We start from the raw sequence: 18,965 nt of genomic DNA on the forward strand, positions 1-18,965 counted from the left end.
GTCGTCTCATGACCCATCGTCATTTGGCATTTGCTAGCTGTTATAAAACTAAGAATTCATGGTTCCGGCCGAAAATTGCGAATGGCTTATTTCATTTTTTTCGGGGTCACGATTCTACTTGCATTATTAGGTGGGCTTTTCTCCAGAGTTGCAGCAGAGCGCTACTGGATGTAATTGCAAATCGTGAATAAGTTTGGTCCTGGCAGGGGGCTGGGTTAGAACACTTGGATCCATGTTAGGTAGCGAAGGAATTAGTGATAAGCGGGCAAGCTGCTGGTCTGCTCCCAACGCCTAAAAGCCCTTGACCGGGAAAGAGATGCAGCTTAGTTCGTCAGCGATCAGGTTTTGGTGCGATGCTAACCGCATGCGGACGCCTTGCTGTGAAAGTCCATCTGATTGCCAAAGAGACCCTCGCCATAGATTGATGGTACACAGGTACAGAGCAAAATGGAACAGCCATAAGTCCCAGGAATTAACCCGAACTGTTTTGGTGTGAATTAGACTAATTACATAAACCTTCCTAGACCAAATTCTAGAAAGCGACCTACCGTTGCTAAGGTTTTTAGTGCTACTTGATTTATTTAAGTATAATGCTAAAAAGTAATCTAACCATTAAATAGCTCTTTTAAAATGTTTACAAAACTATATCAGAAACTCTACGAGTTTTATCAGGGCTGGACAAAGGTCTTCGCTTAGCATGCAAGAAGAAACAATTGAAATAGCTTCGTAAACGACGGAATAGTTGACAATTCCTCGCTAGTCTTCACTAGGTACCGGGGAGTGGCGCAGTTTGGTAGCGCGCTTGCTTTGGGAGCAAGATGCCGCAGGTTCAAATCCTGTCTCCCCGATTCAGAAACAAATTAATCCATAGCTCTCATCAGAGCCGCCTGCCTAAAGCAGCTTTTTATCGCTTAAGTAGCTGCATATAGTCACGGTGTAGCTAAAATAGCTTTACACCCTTATTAGTCATATAGTCTTACATCATTCCTAACAACAGCCTTGAGCAACCTGAGTATTTTAATTTAACTCGAAAAACAATGTTCCAAAATTTAAGCAATAATCATATCCTCTTGAGGAACCATAACAAGTAATCATACAGCTAAATCATATTGCTTTGCGAAATATAAGTTGCAACTATTTTTATCGCTATTTACATTACTCTTTAAATAAAGTTGCTTATATTAGTGGTATATCTTCGCTATTTAAAAATATGTTCAAACAACAAAAGTGAGTTACTCAATTTGATTCTTACGATCAATTTTTATGTAGATCATAAAAATTGATCGTAAGAATCTGAACTTGTTACAAATACATAGACAATATTTACAGATAATTACTAGTAGTAAAAAGTAAATTGTAGTTGGTTAGTTATTAGGTGATTTATCAATCACCCCATATAGTTAACTGAAAAGACTATCCTTCAGGTTAATTTTTGTTTTGCCCCTATTAGGATCCTAAAGGTTTTACTTCGTAGGCAACACTAACTCTATAATAACCCTAAAGAATTTTAACTATTCAGCTTTTACTTCATTCATGGACATCAAAAAATATTTTTATGCTAAAGTTAGCAGTTATCTTTTACTGCGTTTACGCTAAGCATTTATAGCTATATCCCAATCAAGCAAAAGATTAGGTTTTATAAATTTGGTTATAAATTAACAGCAAGGAAATAACATCAATTAACGTGTTTTCATCCAGGCTAGATAAAGGCTGGCATTAACGGTAACAGTATAAAGTTATTTGTGTTTAAGATCTTTAATTCTAGTATTAATATGCTTATTAGGGTAAACTGACGGTCTCAGCCAAATCTGGTAAAGACTATGCTCGGCGTCTTCACAATATTTGTTGTGTTTGCCAGGTTTATATAATTTATCATCGTACATAATTTATCCGAAAACTTGCTTTTGCATTAATACCACTTGTATAAAGTGTATCGAGTATTTTTACTGAAACCTCAGTTTATTTATCCATCTATATAATATCAATAGGTTAAAAGAGTCAGTTTAAATTTAGTTACTACAGACTTAAAATAACTATATCACTACCTAGTCGCTTTTTCTATCTACATCAGTCAGACATTCTATCAAAGATTACCCATAACTGTTCATTATAATATTAATAGCTATTTATAAGAATTAGAGTTCTTAGAGTGACTTATTAATATAGTATTCTACTTTTAGTTTGATAATCTGTTTAAATTATTAAATACAAATAGAGTTGTTTATTTTTTAGTAATAATACTAACTGGTATGCATAAAAAATATGAATTTCATATTCTAAATACTAGTGTTCATATTTATAAATCTTTACTTTTTATAGTTGTCAATAAAACTTTCAAAATTTTATTAATTTGATTATTTTTACATGCTGATATTAACTGGCTGCTGAAAATAACACCATCTAAAGTAAAGGTTTCACAAAAATTTACAACAGTAATATTTTACTGTTGATACATAAATTTTTCCCATAAGCTAATCCTATATTTCACGACTAACTTAATACTTATTGGTAATAAATACCATCAGAAGCTAACCTTTTGAATAATAAAAACTATTGCATTTAATCTTGTTTAGAATCAACCAAATGTGCTACTATTCCATCCCCATTTAGAAGCATCCACATCATCAAAACCAATATAAATACGATCTTTTGAAATACCAATAGATTCTTCAATCAGTTTGCAAAATTGACTTGTCATTTTAGAAGGAATTAACGCTCCAATTGATTTAATTTCGACATATGCGCAAGGCTCATCACTACCTGCAAAGGTCATATGAAGACCAGAATTAAAGAGTGTCATTACATATGTTTCTGGTTTCCCAGTCGCCTCTGCAAGAGCTGCTGAGAGCTTTTTAAGCAATCCATCGGGATCAGCGATGTCGGATAGGTTCGTTCGCAGATTGATAAAAGGCAATTTACTAAGGTAGCTAAACAACTGATAATTACAATAATACATTAAAATCAACTTTGCTAAAATCTAAAGAGATCACTTACAAAAAAGTAATGAGAAACTACGTAATACTCTAATTATGCAATTATTAATTGATTAAACTTATGATTTATTAGTTATTTATTATAATTAATGTTATAGACCTTATAGATTCAAAGAAATATATATAGTTAAAGATTACTAGTTAGATATATTATTATATTTTTTGATATGGATAAAAATCATAAACACATTGAAATTTTTCTCAGATTAATTAAAATTAAGTACCTGCATATAGATGCTAAAACTTAGCAAGTATCTTTCTATATTTAGATTAGTTATATAGACTAATCTTTTAGAAACCAGTGAACACAATGTATTTATTTTCAGTTAAGTTCTCTTGACTATTACTAGGTTTTGTATAAATACCATAACAATAAAATATTTGTACATATATAAATATTACTTTTCAAAAAAGTATCTTTTCTAGAAAATGAGATATTAGTGAAAAGTCATCTTTTCATGGCATTTACTTATCAGTAATTTGGTTAGTAGCAACTGAAAAATCTAGAAAGAAATTCTTTAATTGTTACAGACAATAATAATTTCGATTAAAATTTATTAACTAGGATAAAAGAGTAGTTTTAACTTTAAATAGGTATATTTTTATTTCTCTTCTTGACTCAAAAAGAATAGATTTCAGTATCAACGAAGTTTTCGGTTAATAAGATAAAATTATTTAAACGACAACGGCACATTAAAAAATAAATTTTTATAAGAACAAAAGATAACAGTTCTTAGTTTATTTTAAATTTAAAGTCACTGGTTTTAGCAAAATACATTTTTTAAATAAATAATTTTAACCAATCTAGTCTGTTAAATTTTGACTATTTGCCTAGATAAGTATTTTTATATATTTTCTGACCTATAGTAACAAATTAAGTTAGTATTATAGTATCAATTATTCACTGCTTAATATTCATTCTATACAAATAGTAAAGATATAATTAATTATTCATTGATAAGCTTAATTATCCGACACTTGGTATAATAACTTACGCATATTCTTAATAATGTAAACTACCATTTATAAGATTTTTAGCATCAATTATTATCTGTATTTCCTTCGTATTTAAATTTTATTCAAACTAAATATTAATGTACATATTAACCTAGTATTTGTTTACCATAATCCTTATGGCTTTATTAGTAAAAAACTACATCAAAATTTAATTTAGCTAAAAGTTTTTAATTTTTTGATATCACTAATAAAATTGTATGACAATGAATAAACGTGAAAAATATGCTTTTATTTTACGCTTTCTATTTTACTTAACTAACTTTATAAAAAATTATTTAAAATTGCATGCTTTTATTCAATCTTTATATTTAGGTAAATGAATCTTTCAGTATATAAATTACAGGTGATATATAGTTTAATAGTTAACTTTCATAAATCATATAGTTAATTAATTTTTAATTGAATTAAAAAGTAACTAGAAAACTTATCTATTGTTGGAGTAATATTTACTTTATTTAAAGATCTAAAGTACTTAATATTATTACAGATAAAAATTTAGTATTTTTATCTGTAATAATATTAAGTACTTTAGATCTAATATTCATATTCATCTCATTTGTCTAAAAAAATTCTTGTTAGTTAAGTAAATTAATACGGAAATATATATGAGATCTTATAATATCTATTTTAAGTATATTTAAATTTACTCATAAGTCTGACAAAATTTTTACTCAACCGCCCAATTATTCCTAATCTAGATATTACATATATGTAATTTTAAAATTTTTAAATGACTCCAGAATTAAAATATATTTTTATCTTTCTAATTAACACTAACTTTTACTCTCTTACAAAATTTAGTACTATTTTATGGAATAGAATTTAAAGATAAATAAGTATATTGTGAATTAAGATTTCAGCTATTTAATTTATATTTATAGTAAATAATAATTTATACGCAAGAATTTGGTTAATATTTAATTAACTCTACAATTGTTATATTTCAGACAAGATCTACTTAGTTTTTAATTAAATATATTAAAAGTATTTTTAGCTCGAGATTTTTCTAATAAAATGAATATTTTGAACAATAAAAGTTATGATATTAATTTTTAATAAGTATTAAAAACTAGTCAGTTTTTTACTGGATTAGTATAAAGTTAAAGCATTTGACCTTAAAGCAGTAAAAATAATAATTATACATTCAACTTTATCACTATCTGCTTTCAAGCTTAAAAATTTGATATCTATTATTTAACTTCATTAGTCATTAATAACTCTACTTTAAATCCGTGCTTAGCTGTTATTATCTAACCTCTTAACAGTAAGGGCTTACATTAAAGTAGACAAGTATCAAAAACTATATGATAAAAAATCAGCAAAATAATATTATTCTTTTGTGAAATTAACAATATAAGATTGTTTTTACAATAAGGTATTGACTATATAAATTTAAATATTTTATTATCTGTTTTATAAATAAGGTACTAGCTTATTCAAAAATAGTTAAATATACTAAATTTAACTATAAATAAAAAAACAAATTTCTACTAAATTCAGAAAGAATATAGTTTTAAAAAATGGGTAGCTAGTTCTATAGTTATCTCTTATCGTTGTTGCTAATGAGTAACTAATTATCTTTAATACAATAGAAAATGTAAAACTAAATTATTTACCTAAATTCTAATTACTTTGTTAACTATTTTAATATTTATGATTATTTTATTATATGCAGGCATATAGATAAATTGATTTAGAGAAAAATCTGAGACTAAATCCACGCTTTTTCTTTTCTTAGGCTAAGATAAAAAGAAAAGGTGATGAACATGAATCCTGAAAAACAGCATCGAAAGCTAGAGAAACTACAACTAAAGGCGGAACTGTGTTTATCCCGTGAAGATGCACAAAAAATTATTAAGAAGGCTGACAAAGCACAAAACAAACTTAGGCGAGGCTAATTATTATTGTAACAACAAGCACTTATTATTTATACAGTTAAATTAATTTAATTTATTACTTTTAGAATAATTAACTAATAAATATGAATCCATAAAACTATCCATATAAAATCATTCAGTTCTTTAAATATTTATTAAGTATTTAAGTTCTATATTTTATAAATCTCTTTCTCTAACGAAAGATATGGCTGATTTTGTTAAATTAATTTACTCGTATGGAGTGTGTTTGATAAAATTTTTGCGAAAAATTACCTCACTGAAATTATTTCAGTGAATTTAAGTATTTTAAAGCTGATTTAAATTAACCGTAAAATATATTGAATACAGAGAAAAACTACAGAATTAATAAGCAAGAGAATTTTTGCAAAAGTTCTTAAAATAAGATAATCATATTTATTTAACTTACTGTAAATTTAATTATGGAAATACAAATTTTAAATAGGAGTTAATATTAGTCGACAGATAATTAGCTAAATTAATATAGAATAAAATGCAAAGTTAAACTAATTCAAGCTATAATCAGAATTATCATTTAGTCAAAAAATATTATTATTCTTGATAAATTATTGATTTTTTCATATTCTCTTAGTTTATACAAGACTTTTTTGTAAAAGATAAATGTTAAAACTTATTTAAAACAGCAGAAAATAGCAAAATAATATAATTTCTTCATTAATTATATAAATATATCAGTTCAAATATTTTGCTGTTAAATATAATTTTATCTAATTAGTGTTATATAGATAAAAATATATTGCAGTTTTAATGATTGTAATTACAGCTATAAAGTCTGAGATAAGGTAATGGATAGGTCAATAATGTCAGTTTAAGCAAGAGCTTTATTCTTGTAAACATAGAAGTTAATTTCAGTAAGCTAATAACTTAAAAGTTTATAACAACAATCATTATTAAATAAAATACCGTAAAAGCTGTGGTTTCTATTTAATTTATTAAAGTAAGTATTTACGTATCTGTACATCGCTTTTATAAGTTAATGTTAGATAATTAATTTACTTTAGATTTTGTCATAGTTTTCTTTAATTATCTGAGACTACGCTTAGTTCTCACTAATTAAGCTCGAACTTTATTATTATTTTCTGCTGATTAATTGCTTTTAGTTAACTATGCTACATCTATCTACTTATAATCGTTATGTATGATACTTAAATGTTATTAATCTCTTCTTGGCATAGTTATTACTATCCGTATCTCTTGTGAAATCCTTTAAATATTAATAGCATATTACGACTGTAGATAAATAATATTACTAATCGCGTTTATACAACAAACTCTATTATAAACAAGTATGATTAATATTTTCTTTACATAAAGAGTTTTTGTTGAATAAAAGCTTCTAATAATTGGTATTTGTTTGTTTAAAGCTAGTCCAGTTTAGTTTAAAGTCAGAATATTAGCTTAAACCTACTAAAAATCTAAAACTTTCTCAACCTTAAAATTAGTCAATGAATTTGAGTATTTTCCTAAGATGTTTCTTAATTGTTTTAAGTAGTCTTATAGGTCGAAAGAAAACGCTTTTTATCATTTTTATGTTCATGCATCTAAAATATATATAATAAATTATTAGATTCTAATGATTAATCTTAATCACTTATTAAGCATTAAACAGTTAGTTAGTAATTATTACTATTTAACAAGAATTTCTTAAAAAAACTTGATAACTAAGGGTAAAAATATTAACAATTTTGTATGATACCTATATTAGTCTTACAGCTATAAATTAGGTTGCAATAGTTTATATAAATAAAATTTGAATTTTAGCAATTAACATCAACAAAATGAATACTCAAAGTATTTTTGTACCATATATAATTAAAAATGCAAGAATATTTTTAATTATCGATAAAAGTAATCATATACTTAAGCTAACTATAAAAAATACTAATATTAATTACCATTTAATATAGATTTAAATTAGGCTCCAGAAAAATGATTTTAAATTACTATAAAATCTAATCATTATTAACTGTATTTATACTAATAATTAAAGTCCAAGTTAAAGTTCTGTTATCCTAAGGCTTTTCACCAAAATATTATCTGAAAGATAAGCTCTTTAATATAAACTATGTCAGATATTAAGTAAAATATTTAATGTTCTAAATATAAATTTCAATATTAAGAAGCCTCTAATATTTTATAAATTAACTAAAAATATTCAGTATAACTATTTATTTTTTAGTCAATAATATAATGTTATTTATAATTTCCTTTCTTTTTCATAGTCACTAAATAATTTTATTTGTTACTTTGCCTCTGCTATCAAAGTTAATACCAAGGTCAGTAAAAATATAAGCATTGCAAATCAAATTATAACAACATTTAGGCCAACAACTAGCTAATTATTAATATTGTGAGTAATATAATATCTAACACTTAAATTATTATTATCCTGTTAACTATAACATCAATGATGATAATTCATAAAATTTATAAAGTTATTAAGATCTAGATTAGTAAAATGGCTTACATTAAACTAACAAATGTTTAATCTGCTGGTAGAATAAGTACTATTTAAATATTACTTAATATTATTAACAAGAAAATTATAATTGCTAAAAACTAGGCTATTAAGGCTTACTTTTATGTCTAAAATGCTACAAAAATGTAATTTTTTTATTAATAAAATAAACATCATTTAATCTTCTAAAATAACAATCACAGTTAATATTTATTATTTTATCCCAAGTATCTAATAGTAATAATTATTTGGCTAATTAAAAATTAAATCAATTTAGGTTAAAATAATCTAATTTGTTATAGCAATATTATTACCATAATGTTTATACTTGATAAAACTAGGATTTGTAAGAGTATCTAATTTGATGAAAAAATAGCATTTTTATGTAAATGCTGCCCAAAAAACTCTAGCATTGTTTAAGTTTAACATGGTCATATTTTATAGCAATTTTCAAAGATAAAACTTAGTTTAATGACATTTAAAGAATTAACATTCACTGTACTAAAATTATAGATTATTTTTCCTGAAATCTCAAGACTAAAAAGAACAATATTAACGGCAAAAATTAATATATATAAAAGAAATATTGCGATCTAGAACACTAATCAAGCTAAAATAGTAATTTATTATTTTTAAATAATTAATATAAGCTTTAACTTATAATTAAATTTGCTTAATTAAACAATAAGTGATACAATTCTGTAACTTAATACAACAAATATACAAATTTTATCAACGGATAAGTAGTAATAATCACATTTTTCACACTTTCTAAAAATTTTATGTTAGCCCGATAAAAACACTTATCAATATAAAAACTATTTTACAACAAAACAATAATCATATTTTTATTAATGATTTTGAAACTTTTAATAAAGTATACTAATTAAGCCAGAGACTAGTAAAATTATATATATCGAATAGTTTGTACCGCCTTAGTAATTTTTTGTAAATACTAAAGTTAAGCTGATTAAATCCAATTGTTGCATGGTAAATAGGCCCTGGTTTACAGCCAACATTCACTCTCCTCGTATAGGGGTAGCGCTATTGGCGATTGCTATTACACTCATTCCTATTGCTGGTGTGGCATTGGGTCAACTAATATGTTTTTCAAGTTCCCTTAAGGGTGAGATTGGTTCTAAGCCTTGGAGCCAAGAACGTGTTCACTATTGTAATGGTGGCTGATCAAAATGCATTCAGCTAATTTTATAAGCTGATAACTACAGAATATTAATGATCGTAGTACTATATTTGATTGTGGTACTGCTTAAAAACTAAGCTAAATTCTTAGCTCTGATATTATGTATAATAAAATTACTTTGAGCATAGCTAATGCTAGTTGGCAGATATTAAACTCCCTAAAAGTAACTTTCTCAAAATTATGATTATGAACTAATTAATTATTAGTGAGTAATATTTAAATATTCTAGTTGTCTAAATAGCAGTTTCCATGCGATAAAAGTTTAAGTAAGTTAATTTTTAAGGTTTTATCAAAAAATTAGAAGCTATTGTTCAATCTTCAAGAATTAAACATTAAAATGAGGCATTTTTAGTTTTTAAAGACTAACTACTAAACAGGATCTAAAAGTATTAAAAGCTATCACTTGATTGATAGAGTTATGCTTTAGAATTTCATTAAAAAACCATTTCACTTTTCTTAAGCGATATACTCAATACAGGTACTTTACTAATAGAGTATAGATACTAAGCATGATTTGTTTTAATAGGCTCGTGAGCTTGTTTAAACTAACAATATTCGCACCCTCGTCTACTTGCAGTTACCAGGATTTGAGAATTTTAACCAGGAGTAGATAATTGTGATTCTTTTGATTATAGGATGGAAACTAAATCATAATTGAATTAATAGCTATTTCAAACTTGTCATATAAAAAGTGTTGATTTTACATAACTAGGCAGCAGATTAATTTTAACTGGCTAAGACGCTCTTTAACTAAAGAAGGTTAGATTTTAATAATGCTCAGTCTACAAGTTACCAACGACATAGGTTAAACCATTATAATTGCTAAGTGATTTAGATAAGAGCTTTAATTTAATTATACATTTACGTAGACTACGTATCTAATAAAACAATCTTTATAGATTCATTTATTCGTACAGAGTATACTAAGACTTCAATCAATATCTTAATGATTAATAATAGATTTTAGAAAAAGTTTTCATTTTTTAAAGAGATTGCTAAAAGAACCTTGTTTACTTATGTTTCATTGAATGCTTATTTGTTTGCACATAAAATATTTTATTTCGGCTACAACACTTCGACATCAGAACTTTTTGGTTAATCTCACTATAATTTAAGTTATATAAATTTTTAATTATAAAATAGATTATTTTTGTATTTGTAGTTTAAAAAATTTATTAGCTTAAAATGATATGAATAATCAAATTACTAAAATTAACTATACTGTACTATAGTTAATTTTAGTAATTTGAAGTAGCATAGATACCTTGAAGCTTAAGGTATTACCACTAGTGTAGATAATATTAGCAATCTAATAGTTATCCAAGTTAAAAGTTTTATAAACTAAAGTTACTTTTACTTTCATATACCAAACATGAACTGAGATTAGTGAAAGTTCTGAGCAGAATAGCTTTTATGCTATAAAGTTTATTACATTAAATTTAGTTATTTTGATTATCTAATCAAATTACAATATAAAGATTAACCGTTAAAATACTTAAAATGAAAAGCACAAAAGATTACTTTAACTTAGCGGATAAATTCTAAAAGAATAAGAATCTATAAAATGATATTATTATGAAAAGCTTTGTTAGCATAAAAGTTAAAATTTAATCAGCCGAATGCATTTAGGTCACTATTTCTGAGCAAGATGCAGAAGGGTTAGTTAAGTGTGATATTATTATTTTAAATAACTGTTAATTATTACAAGCTAGCGTTACTCTAGTTTTTAGAAGTTTAATTCTTAGTTCTTTCTTCTGACCTAGTTTTTTACTTTAATAACTACAGAATGAGTACTGAGTTATTAACGTTTCTTGTTTATAACAAGATAAATAAACTTAATATCACTTAAGAAGTGCAAACCAACGAAAAAATTACTTCCATCAATTTTTAAGAAATTTAACTCTGAATAAATGTATTTAACTGTTTTATGTCATCTGTTCAATTATCGTAGGAAAATGTATTACTATCACACTATTAAGATCTGGTTTTAGCTCTATATAATTAAATAATAGTACACTTTATTTATTGATTAATAAATTGTATCTTAACAAGATCATAGTATCTTTGTAAAAAGATTTTGCTTTACCTTGACTTTTTAATAAAACAACAAACTTTTTAATTATTTGACTTATAGCATAGATAACGCAAAGTCATTTACTTGCATTCGTAGTCTACCAAGATTGAAAGGTCTTAATATATATAAGAATAGTAGAGGCTAGTAATTTTTTAGATCTAGATTAGCGGTGTGCAGAATAAATTTTGGTGTAGTTTTTCGAGATATTATTTTAACTGACAATATTTTCATCAATTTAGATCGGTTTATATTTTGTATCCATATTTTTGTTTCAACAAATTTTTATTAGACAAAAATAAGTTTATTGCCATTAATAACTATTGCAACAATAATTTTTGTTATTTTGCAATGATAATTTTTGTGCTCATAATTAGCCTATAAAGTTATAGTTAATTAGATAAAAATAACTAAATAGAAAGCTATTACAAAATTTAAAGACTTAACCAGTTCAAATCAATAAATAACAATTAATGGCTGTTAGTTACAAACTATAATACATATAAGAACAAAATTAATTTTAATATAAATAAAAAGTCTGTTCCTTTTCTTACGATTGATTACTTGTTAAGTTTAGGTAAATGACTAGAAAATTGACCAACAATGAATAGAGAATCAGAGTAATTAGGAAATCTATCTATTAGCTTATCGCTCAAAAATAAAAAAATTTACGGGAAAAAGTTCAATATTATTGAGATAAACAAATGACAATGCAAAAGCAAGTCAGAGGCAAAAAGCGATTAGGTTGATTGACAACGTGGGGACTAGTGAGTTATTAATCAAGTATCTGGTTGATACAATCAATGCTGACTGGTTCTGATCTGCTGGCAAAGGTGAAGGAGCTTGGCGATGTGTCCAAATCCGACTTAGTCAAGGCTTGTGGTTACGTTTCTACTAAAAAAGATGGTGGTGATCGTCTAAATTTCACCGCTTTTTACGAAGCGCTTCTGGAAGCCAAGGGTGTTAGTCTAGCGACAGGCGGCGGTGCTGGTATTGGCAAAGGTGGTCGTAAGCTGAGTTACACAGCTAAAGTTCAGGGCAATGGCAATCTTCTTGTTGGTAAAGCTTATACTGCCATGTTAGATTTAGAACCAGGTGCTGAATTCACAATTAAGTTGGGCAAGAAAGCAATTCGTTTGATTCCTGTTGGTGTTGAGGAAGATGAAGACTAAATTAACAGATAATCATGAAAAATGAGAAATTATCACAAATTTGAAACTCTTCTAACATAGTTAGAAGAGTTTTTCAAAAATATTTTTTCCAGTTTTATTAGATTTTGACAAAATATTTCAATAAATCAGTTATTAAGTAAACATAAATTTTGTACTTGCTATATATCTGAGTTAATGAAATAACCAATATAAAGGCTTTACTTAGATGTTCCAGGATTATAAAAATGTTAACTGGATAAACTACTCAATTCAGAGTTAAACTAATTAATTTTATATATTCTATTCACTTTTTATACTAAGTCATGAAAAATTTAGGTAAAATATGCGCATATAAATGCATTTTAAATCTATTTTTGTTGATTTTATTTCAAGTAATTTATCAGATAATTGATGTTACAATTAATAGCTTAGTCTATTTATTATAAAGTAAACAAAAAATATCTAAAAAACATAAATTTAGCTAATGCTCAATAAATTTGATTCATTAGTATATATTGTTTATTACTGCAAACATTAATGTCCAAATAGTAAAATACTAACGGCAGGACAATTAGGAACAATTTACTAAGAATAAAATAACAATCCTTAAAATCTACTACAACAAGATGGCTTTATTAGCTTGCATAAAAAATTAGGTAAAAATATTAGTTTAAGCTGCAAGTACTTAATGTCATATAGCTTAAAATTAAGCGTGTGCTCATTCATCAAAGCTAACCCAATTATAATTGGGTTGTGATAACTTACAATTATTACACTGCATCATCCGAGCGGTACCTGTCTTCCTCAAATTCCAGCTTACACTCGGGATTGCGATTTCCATAGTGCCAGGGCCGTCTTATTGCCCAGTATTCATCCACTAGGCCAAGAAGATGAGTACCAATTTTTTTAAAAAAGGAAGGTTGCTTCATGCTTTCATGTTGACTGCAAATAACAGCATTAGCAACTAAACTTTAGATTTTTTATCCAAAATAATTAGGATGAATAAAGAATTCCTATTTACTATAGTAATATTAAGAGATCTTGGAATTTGAATCACCTCGAAAGCAGACTTTCATCCATGCTAGGCATGGTAACGCCTTATTATCATGTAGTGGTTGATGATAAATAATCTTATCGGGGATAAAATAAATGTAAAGTATAAATTGAACTTTATAATTTAGTTTCTAAAGAAAGAATAAAATGTTGCTTTGATCCTAAGGTTGAGTAACATTACTCTTAATAATAATCTTTAGTCAAAGCAAACCATATAAGTACAAACTTGTCGGAACTAGCGAAGCATAGAATTAGACATTTGTAGAATTTGTAAAGCAAAAACTCAATATATTGTAGACGATATATTGAATTATAATAGAAACAAGCATATGTTTTGAGGATATTTGTTTTATCTGGGGTTAGCTGTGAACACTAATCTAAAAATTTAGAGCTTATTACTTTTGAATTAAATTACTAAGATTTTTATTGCTGTTAGGTGTAAAAATTACTACATACTTAGAATAATTAATAAGGATATTGACTTAATAATAGCTTAAATTTTTATGTAGCAAGTATCTACTAAGTTAGTATAAACGTCTATATTATAATTAATTAATAACAAAACAAAGTATAGAATTACAACATGCTAATTTTGTATATATTTAAAATTCTTGATAGTTCTTAACCCCCCCCCCCTAATTAGGATTTATCAACTCTTTTAGAATTAGAGAGCTTTTAACTGCAGCCTGTCTGCTAATGACAATAGCAACCTAGATAGAAGTTACTATTTTTACAATTAGATTAAACATATGCTTATATTCTAATTTCAGTTTAGCTAAGTAATTCTATTTAGCTCTTCAGAGACTTCTACCTGCATTACTTTTGTTCAATATAAGTAATATTTATATTAGTTAAGATTTATATAAAACCATTAATACAATGATCCTAATATTTTCAAAAACAACCCAGCTATTTACTGGTACTTTTAAATATAAAATTAGTTTAATAATTTTTAGTTAAGATTAGAGAGCTATTTCTTTCTGTTAGAGAATGGTCTAGCAAATCCGATAAGACTGGTTTGACGTGGTTATTATAGTAGTAAATCAAAATTTTTAGAATTCTTATATTATAAGTATAAGGATAAAAACCTTGTGCTCAAGGTTACAATATCGCTATATTTGCCAGATCTTATCGATAACAGTCCTTAATCTCTATAGAGTTTACGATTCTTTCTATATGGGTTGGGGGTTTCTGGTCTCGTTTGCGAACCTTTTTGTGTCAGCCTAAATGATTTAACTCCGATTAGACCGAACGTTAGCGATCATTGGTCTCTGTGAGCTTGAGAGGCAATTGCCGAAGCCGTGAGTTGCCCTGTTGTCTATCACCCTCGTTATTCCGCAGAACTACCAAGTACCCATCGTTTTCCAATGGCTAAGTTCAAGCTATTGCATAACTTTCTGTTGGAGCAAGGGTTGATTGAACCAAAGCAGATTCACCTTCCCATAAGCATAGCCCGTCGTGATCTTGAACGCCTCCATCCCCAAAACTATCACGAAGCGTTCAGTCGTGACCAACTGACACGTCCAGAGCGACGTCGTATTGGGCTACCCACAACATCTGGCCTTATCCAACGTACATGGCTTGCCGTGGGAGGAACTTTATTGACTGCTCGCCTGGCTTTGCAGCATGGTCTGGCATGTCACCTAGCTGGTGGAACACACCATGCTCATCCAGAATTTGGTAGTGGTTTCTGCATCTTCAACGACTGTGCTGTGACAGCCCGCGTCCTTCTTCACAACAAGGAGGTGGAAAGGATCCTGATAGTTGATCTCGATGTCCATCAGGGAGATGGATCCGCAGCTTGTTTTCAGGATGAGGAGCGCGTCACTACCTTTTCAGTTCATGCTACCAACAACTTTCCCTTACAAAAGGTGGGTAGCGATATTGACATTCCCCTACCCGATAGAACCGATGATGCGTTGTATCTCGCTGCTATCGGAGATCGTCTACCCGAGGTGCTGGATGAACGTTGTCCACAGTTAGTGCTTTTCAATGCTGGTGTTGACCCCCATCGGGATGATCGACTTGGCCGCCTCAATCTCAGCAATCACGGGCTACTAATGAGAGACCGCTTAGTTCTTGATGCATGTCTACGACGTCAGATCCCCGTAGCAACTGTTATTGGTGGCGGCTACGATACGTTGGGTCCTTTAGTAAAACGTCACGCCATCATATTTCGCGTTGCAAGAGAGCAGGCGCGCCTCTTCGGTTTGGGTATAACCCCATAGCGGTCTTCATCCTAAATGGCCTAGCAGTGTAGAGAACACTTCTTTCGTAGCCCGATAATTCTAATTCATGTCTTTTGACAAGCAACAGCAAAGTTCTTACTTGTGTCTTAGTGTTTCGCAGCTGGACTAATACTAGTCAATTATGAATATTTAGTGATATTTGCAGATACCTCATAATCAAATCAATAACTGCAGGCTTAAAGCAATCAATATGCTTAGGAGTAGACCAGTACCAGCTTTGCACAAATCACCACCAACAGCCTGAATAAAACAGCCACCCTCAGGGTTTATAAGGTTTGAATCATACTGTTGCTGATTGATTCGTAAAGCAATCTCACGGCCGCCAATTAAGCCTAAGAAAACCCACGTGGTACTAAGGGGAAACGTTGATAAAGACGCCATACATAGCAAACATAACCCGAACAAAAGATCTATCATTATCACTGAACGCACGTCAAAGGTATTGGTCTTTAAACGAAGTAATGCATGAACTGGGCTGCCATCAGTAACGATTAACAAACTAAGTCTTAGGCAAAGCAGTAAGCTGCATGTAACCATAGGAACTAAGTCAAGTTCACGAGGCAGAAAGACAAACACACTGGCCAGGTCTTGTATTAGCCACATACTCCATAGAAATCCAGTACCAAGCCATTGCCAAACAACCCATACAAATCCGACAACTTGGCCATTCTGAGAAGAATAAAATACCCACCATTCCAGCATCCATAGACTAAAACTATATGTCCCAAGGCCAATGCCAAAAGCTAGGATATATCCAGTTAAAGAGATTTGAATCAATTCTAAAATATTACTAAATTGAAAGGTAGATAACATCAAAAACGAAGTACTAACAGGAAATCCCCATTGGGTGAGCACCAGTATCGCTAAGGGCGGCAAGATGTAAACCCAGGTAAAGACTTCGGGCATAGGAAAGTCCTGACCTGGCACACTGAGCCGTCCCCATGCCGGATCACCATCATTCAAGATCCATCCCCCCATTAAGACTAAAATAGTGATACTACAAAGGAAAATTATTTGTGTTATCTTAGGAATACGAGCCTTACAAGAAAAAAGAAAAGGTCCTAGCGTCTGTAAAGAATCGTTTGCAATAACAGAATATATTGCCAAGATAAAACCAATAATCGTCCAGACATTCATCTTAATCAAAGCCATAAAGCATGGGATTATATCTAGTATTTTTAGCATCTAAAACATATAGGAAATTTTAAATCTCTAGATTTTAACACTCACGAACATAGCTATTTAACACGTAACATACATCTAATGAAATAAATTAGTGATCTTTAAATCACTCCTGACCAGCAATAATGCTGGATTAGTTATGATAAATAGCTACTCAATCTCAGACTGAGTAGGTAAAATATTCATTTTCTTATATAGTAATAAACATTAAAAATCTATCTATGCAATGTTTGCAAAGTATTTTTTATTGATCTCAAAACTCGTATCAATAATTCTGTAAAAATAACCTTAAGTATTTCTAACAGCTAAAAGTTGGTGTTTTGAACAACTATTTTTTGTATTACTCATACAATTAAAACAGATTTGATGTTTAAATAAAGTAGATTTTATTTGAGCAAAAATTATCTTCTATATTTTGCTTGTAAAGTATTTCAATTTTTAATATTTTTATTATTAGTATCTCTATAATTAAAACTATTGTGTGTTTAATTATTTAATTTATATAAGTCTAAAGTTGATAAGAATATTTGATAAGGTATAGTTATACTTTAAAAAAAACTTTTTGGAAGAAAAGGTATAGTTAATGCATAGAAATATACTTAACTATTTTAATCACTTAGTATTGTATAATGAGCTTATTTTTTCTTATTATTTAATTTTTATTAGTTGTCTTATTCTACAAATATTGACAAGATAATAGAAGTCAAGATTAAAAATTAATCAACAAAGTTAGAGGTTTATTTCTTTATTTAAGTACTTAGAATTAGCTACTAAAACCTAATTAGTTTAAACTAGCTTAAGGTAAGTTATATATCTTAATAAAGTGAATAATTCTATAAGAAAAATTACTTCGTCTTATATAAGAGCATTCTAAGGCGCTTGATTGACAACAATTAACTCATTGACTCCAGGCAACTTAACTTAATAAGCAAGGTCCTTAATATCGGAACGATTAGGTATACAAATACAACCGGTGCTTGGGTAATATCGATGAATGTCTAGAACGCTGCGAGTATCCTCAAAATAAGGCTAAAGATCGAATCATAGGTCACTGCCCCAGATTTCTGGCGGTCCGAGGCGATAGATTCCAGCGGGTAACGGAACAGCATTGCCCGGGCTCCACATGAGATCAACCTCTTACTGCTGAGCGGTCCCGTTCGCGGTATTCCAGCTAACAAGCTGAGTTCCGTTGCGGTGCAACTCCACGGCCCAAATGCTGTTCCCATCTGGAAGATGCAAGCCTCTGCCTCCCTGCTTAAGAACATCTACTGTCGATATGCCTTGTTACTTAGGGAGAACGACAAAAGTAACCATTGGAACCTGTCGAATCCTCCTCTGTTGTTGCGAAAGCGTTCTTCCTCCTGGCTGCGTATAACCGATAACACAGAAGACCAGTACCCATTGCACAGTCTGAATTGATAGGGATGTCATATTTCTTTCAAAATCGGTACAACGATTTGCAGAAATGCACAGAGTCGTTGGAGCTTGTTTCTGTGTCTGGTCTAATCCCCATGCACGAATCACTGACCTCCCTCTGACTGAGCTAGTCACTTTTGGTATAGTTGCAACGAAGGATAAAGAAAGTCTCCTGGCCAACCAGCACACTATGAAGCCGGTCGAGCAAACGCGCCGGTAGCAGGAGCTGAAGCCTAATCTGTTCGGGGCGGGTCCTTA

10 protein-coding genes and 1 tRNA gene are annotated in these 18,965 nt (G+C 29.0%); 6 read left to right on the plus strand and 5 right to left on the minus strand.

Annotation, left to right across the window (positions count from 1 at the left end):
* Positions 1–126: 126 nt before the first annotated feature.
* The gene (locus ABWV55_RS07155; RefSeq protein ID WP_353291421.1) at positions 127–288 is read right to left on the minus strand and encodes a hypothetical protein; all 162 of its coding nucleotides are present in this window, start codon (positions 286–288) and stop codon (positions 127–129) included.
* Between the two features lie 486 nt (positions 289–774).
* Here ABWV55_RS07155 and ABWV55_RS07160 point away from each other — a divergent pair.
* Positions 775–848, plus strand: a tRNA-Pro gene (locus tag ABWV55_RS07160).
* 1,727 nt (positions 849–2,575) lie between these two features.
* Here ABWV55_RS07160 and ABWV55_RS07165 read toward each other — a convergent pair.
* Positions 2,576–2,914 carry a phenylpyruvate tautomerase MIF-related protein gene (locus ABWV55_RS07165; protein ID WP_353292673.1) on the minus strand — a complete coding sequence of 113 codons (339 nt, stop codon included), beginning with the start codon at positions 2,912–2,914 and terminating at the stop codon, positions 2,576–2,578.
* Between the two features lie 6,457 nt (positions 2,915–9,371).
* Here ABWV55_RS07165 and ABWV55_RS07170 point away from each other — a divergent pair.
* Both ABWV55_RS07170 and ABWV55_RS07175 read left to right on the plus strand, forming a co-directional pair.
* A complete protein-coding gene (locus ABWV55_RS07170; protein ID WP_353291422.1) occupies positions 9,372–9,569 on the plus strand; it encodes a hypothetical protein in 198 nt (65 codons plus the stop codon).
* A gap of 2,890 nt (positions 9,570–12,459) precedes the next feature.
* Complete coding sequence (locus tag ABWV55_RS07175) at positions 12,460–12,828, plus strand: AbrB family transcriptional regulator (protein WP_353291423.1); 369 nt, start codon at positions 12,460–12,462, stop codon at positions 12,826–12,828.
* A 749-nt stretch (positions 12,829–13,577) separates the two neighbouring features.
* Here the strand turns inward: ABWV55_RS07175 and ABWV55_RS07180 are convergent.
* The gene (locus ABWV55_RS07180) at positions 13,578–13,736 is read right to left on the minus strand and encodes a hypothetical protein (RefSeq protein ID WP_353291424.1); all 159 of its coding nucleotides are present in this window, start codon (positions 13,734–13,736) and stop codon (positions 13,578–13,580) included.
* A gap of 1,425 nt (positions 13,737–15,161) precedes the next feature.
* Here ABWV55_RS07180 and ABWV55_RS07185 point away from each other — a divergent pair.
* A complete protein-coding gene (locus tag ABWV55_RS07185) occupies positions 15,162–16,088 on the plus strand; it encodes a histone deacetylase (protein ID WP_353291425.1) in 927 nt (308 codons plus the stop codon).
* 177 nt (positions 16,089–16,265) lie between these two features.
* On the opposite strand, the gene ABWV55_RS07190 is transcribed toward ABWV55_RS07185, so the two are convergent.
* Entirely contained in the window at positions 16,266–17,087 is an 822-nt protein-coding gene (locus ABWV55_RS07190; protein ID WP_353291426.1) for a hypothetical protein, read from the minus strand.
* A gap of 1,202 nt (positions 17,088–18,289) precedes the next feature.
* On the minus strand, positions 18,290–18,517 hold the full coding sequence (locus tag ABWV55_RS07195; RefSeq protein WP_353291427.1) for a hypothetical protein: 228 nt from the start codon (positions 18,515–18,517) through the stop codon (positions 18,290–18,292).
* Positions 18,518–18,524: 7 nt separating this feature from the next.
* Here ABWV55_RS07195 and ABWV55_RS07200 point away from each other — a divergent pair, with 7 nt between their 5' ends.
* Entirely contained in the window at positions 18,525–18,710 is a 186-nt protein-coding gene (locus ABWV55_RS07200) for a hypothetical protein (protein WP_353291428.1), read from the plus strand.
* A 46-nt stretch (positions 18,711–18,756) separates the two neighbouring features.
* Positions 18,757–18,927 (plus strand): hypothetical protein, encoded by a 171-nt coding sequence (locus ABWV55_RS07205; RefSeq protein WP_353291429.1) that lies wholly within the window; start codon positions 18,757–18,759, stop codon positions 18,925–18,927.
* Positions 18,928–18,965: the final 38 nt, after the last annotated feature.

The sequence above is a fragment of the Synechococcus sp. M16CYN genome, assembly GCF_040371545.1.
Taxonomy (GTDB): Bacteria; Cyanobacteriota; Cyanobacteriia; order PCC-6307; family Cyanobiaceae; genus Parasynechococcus.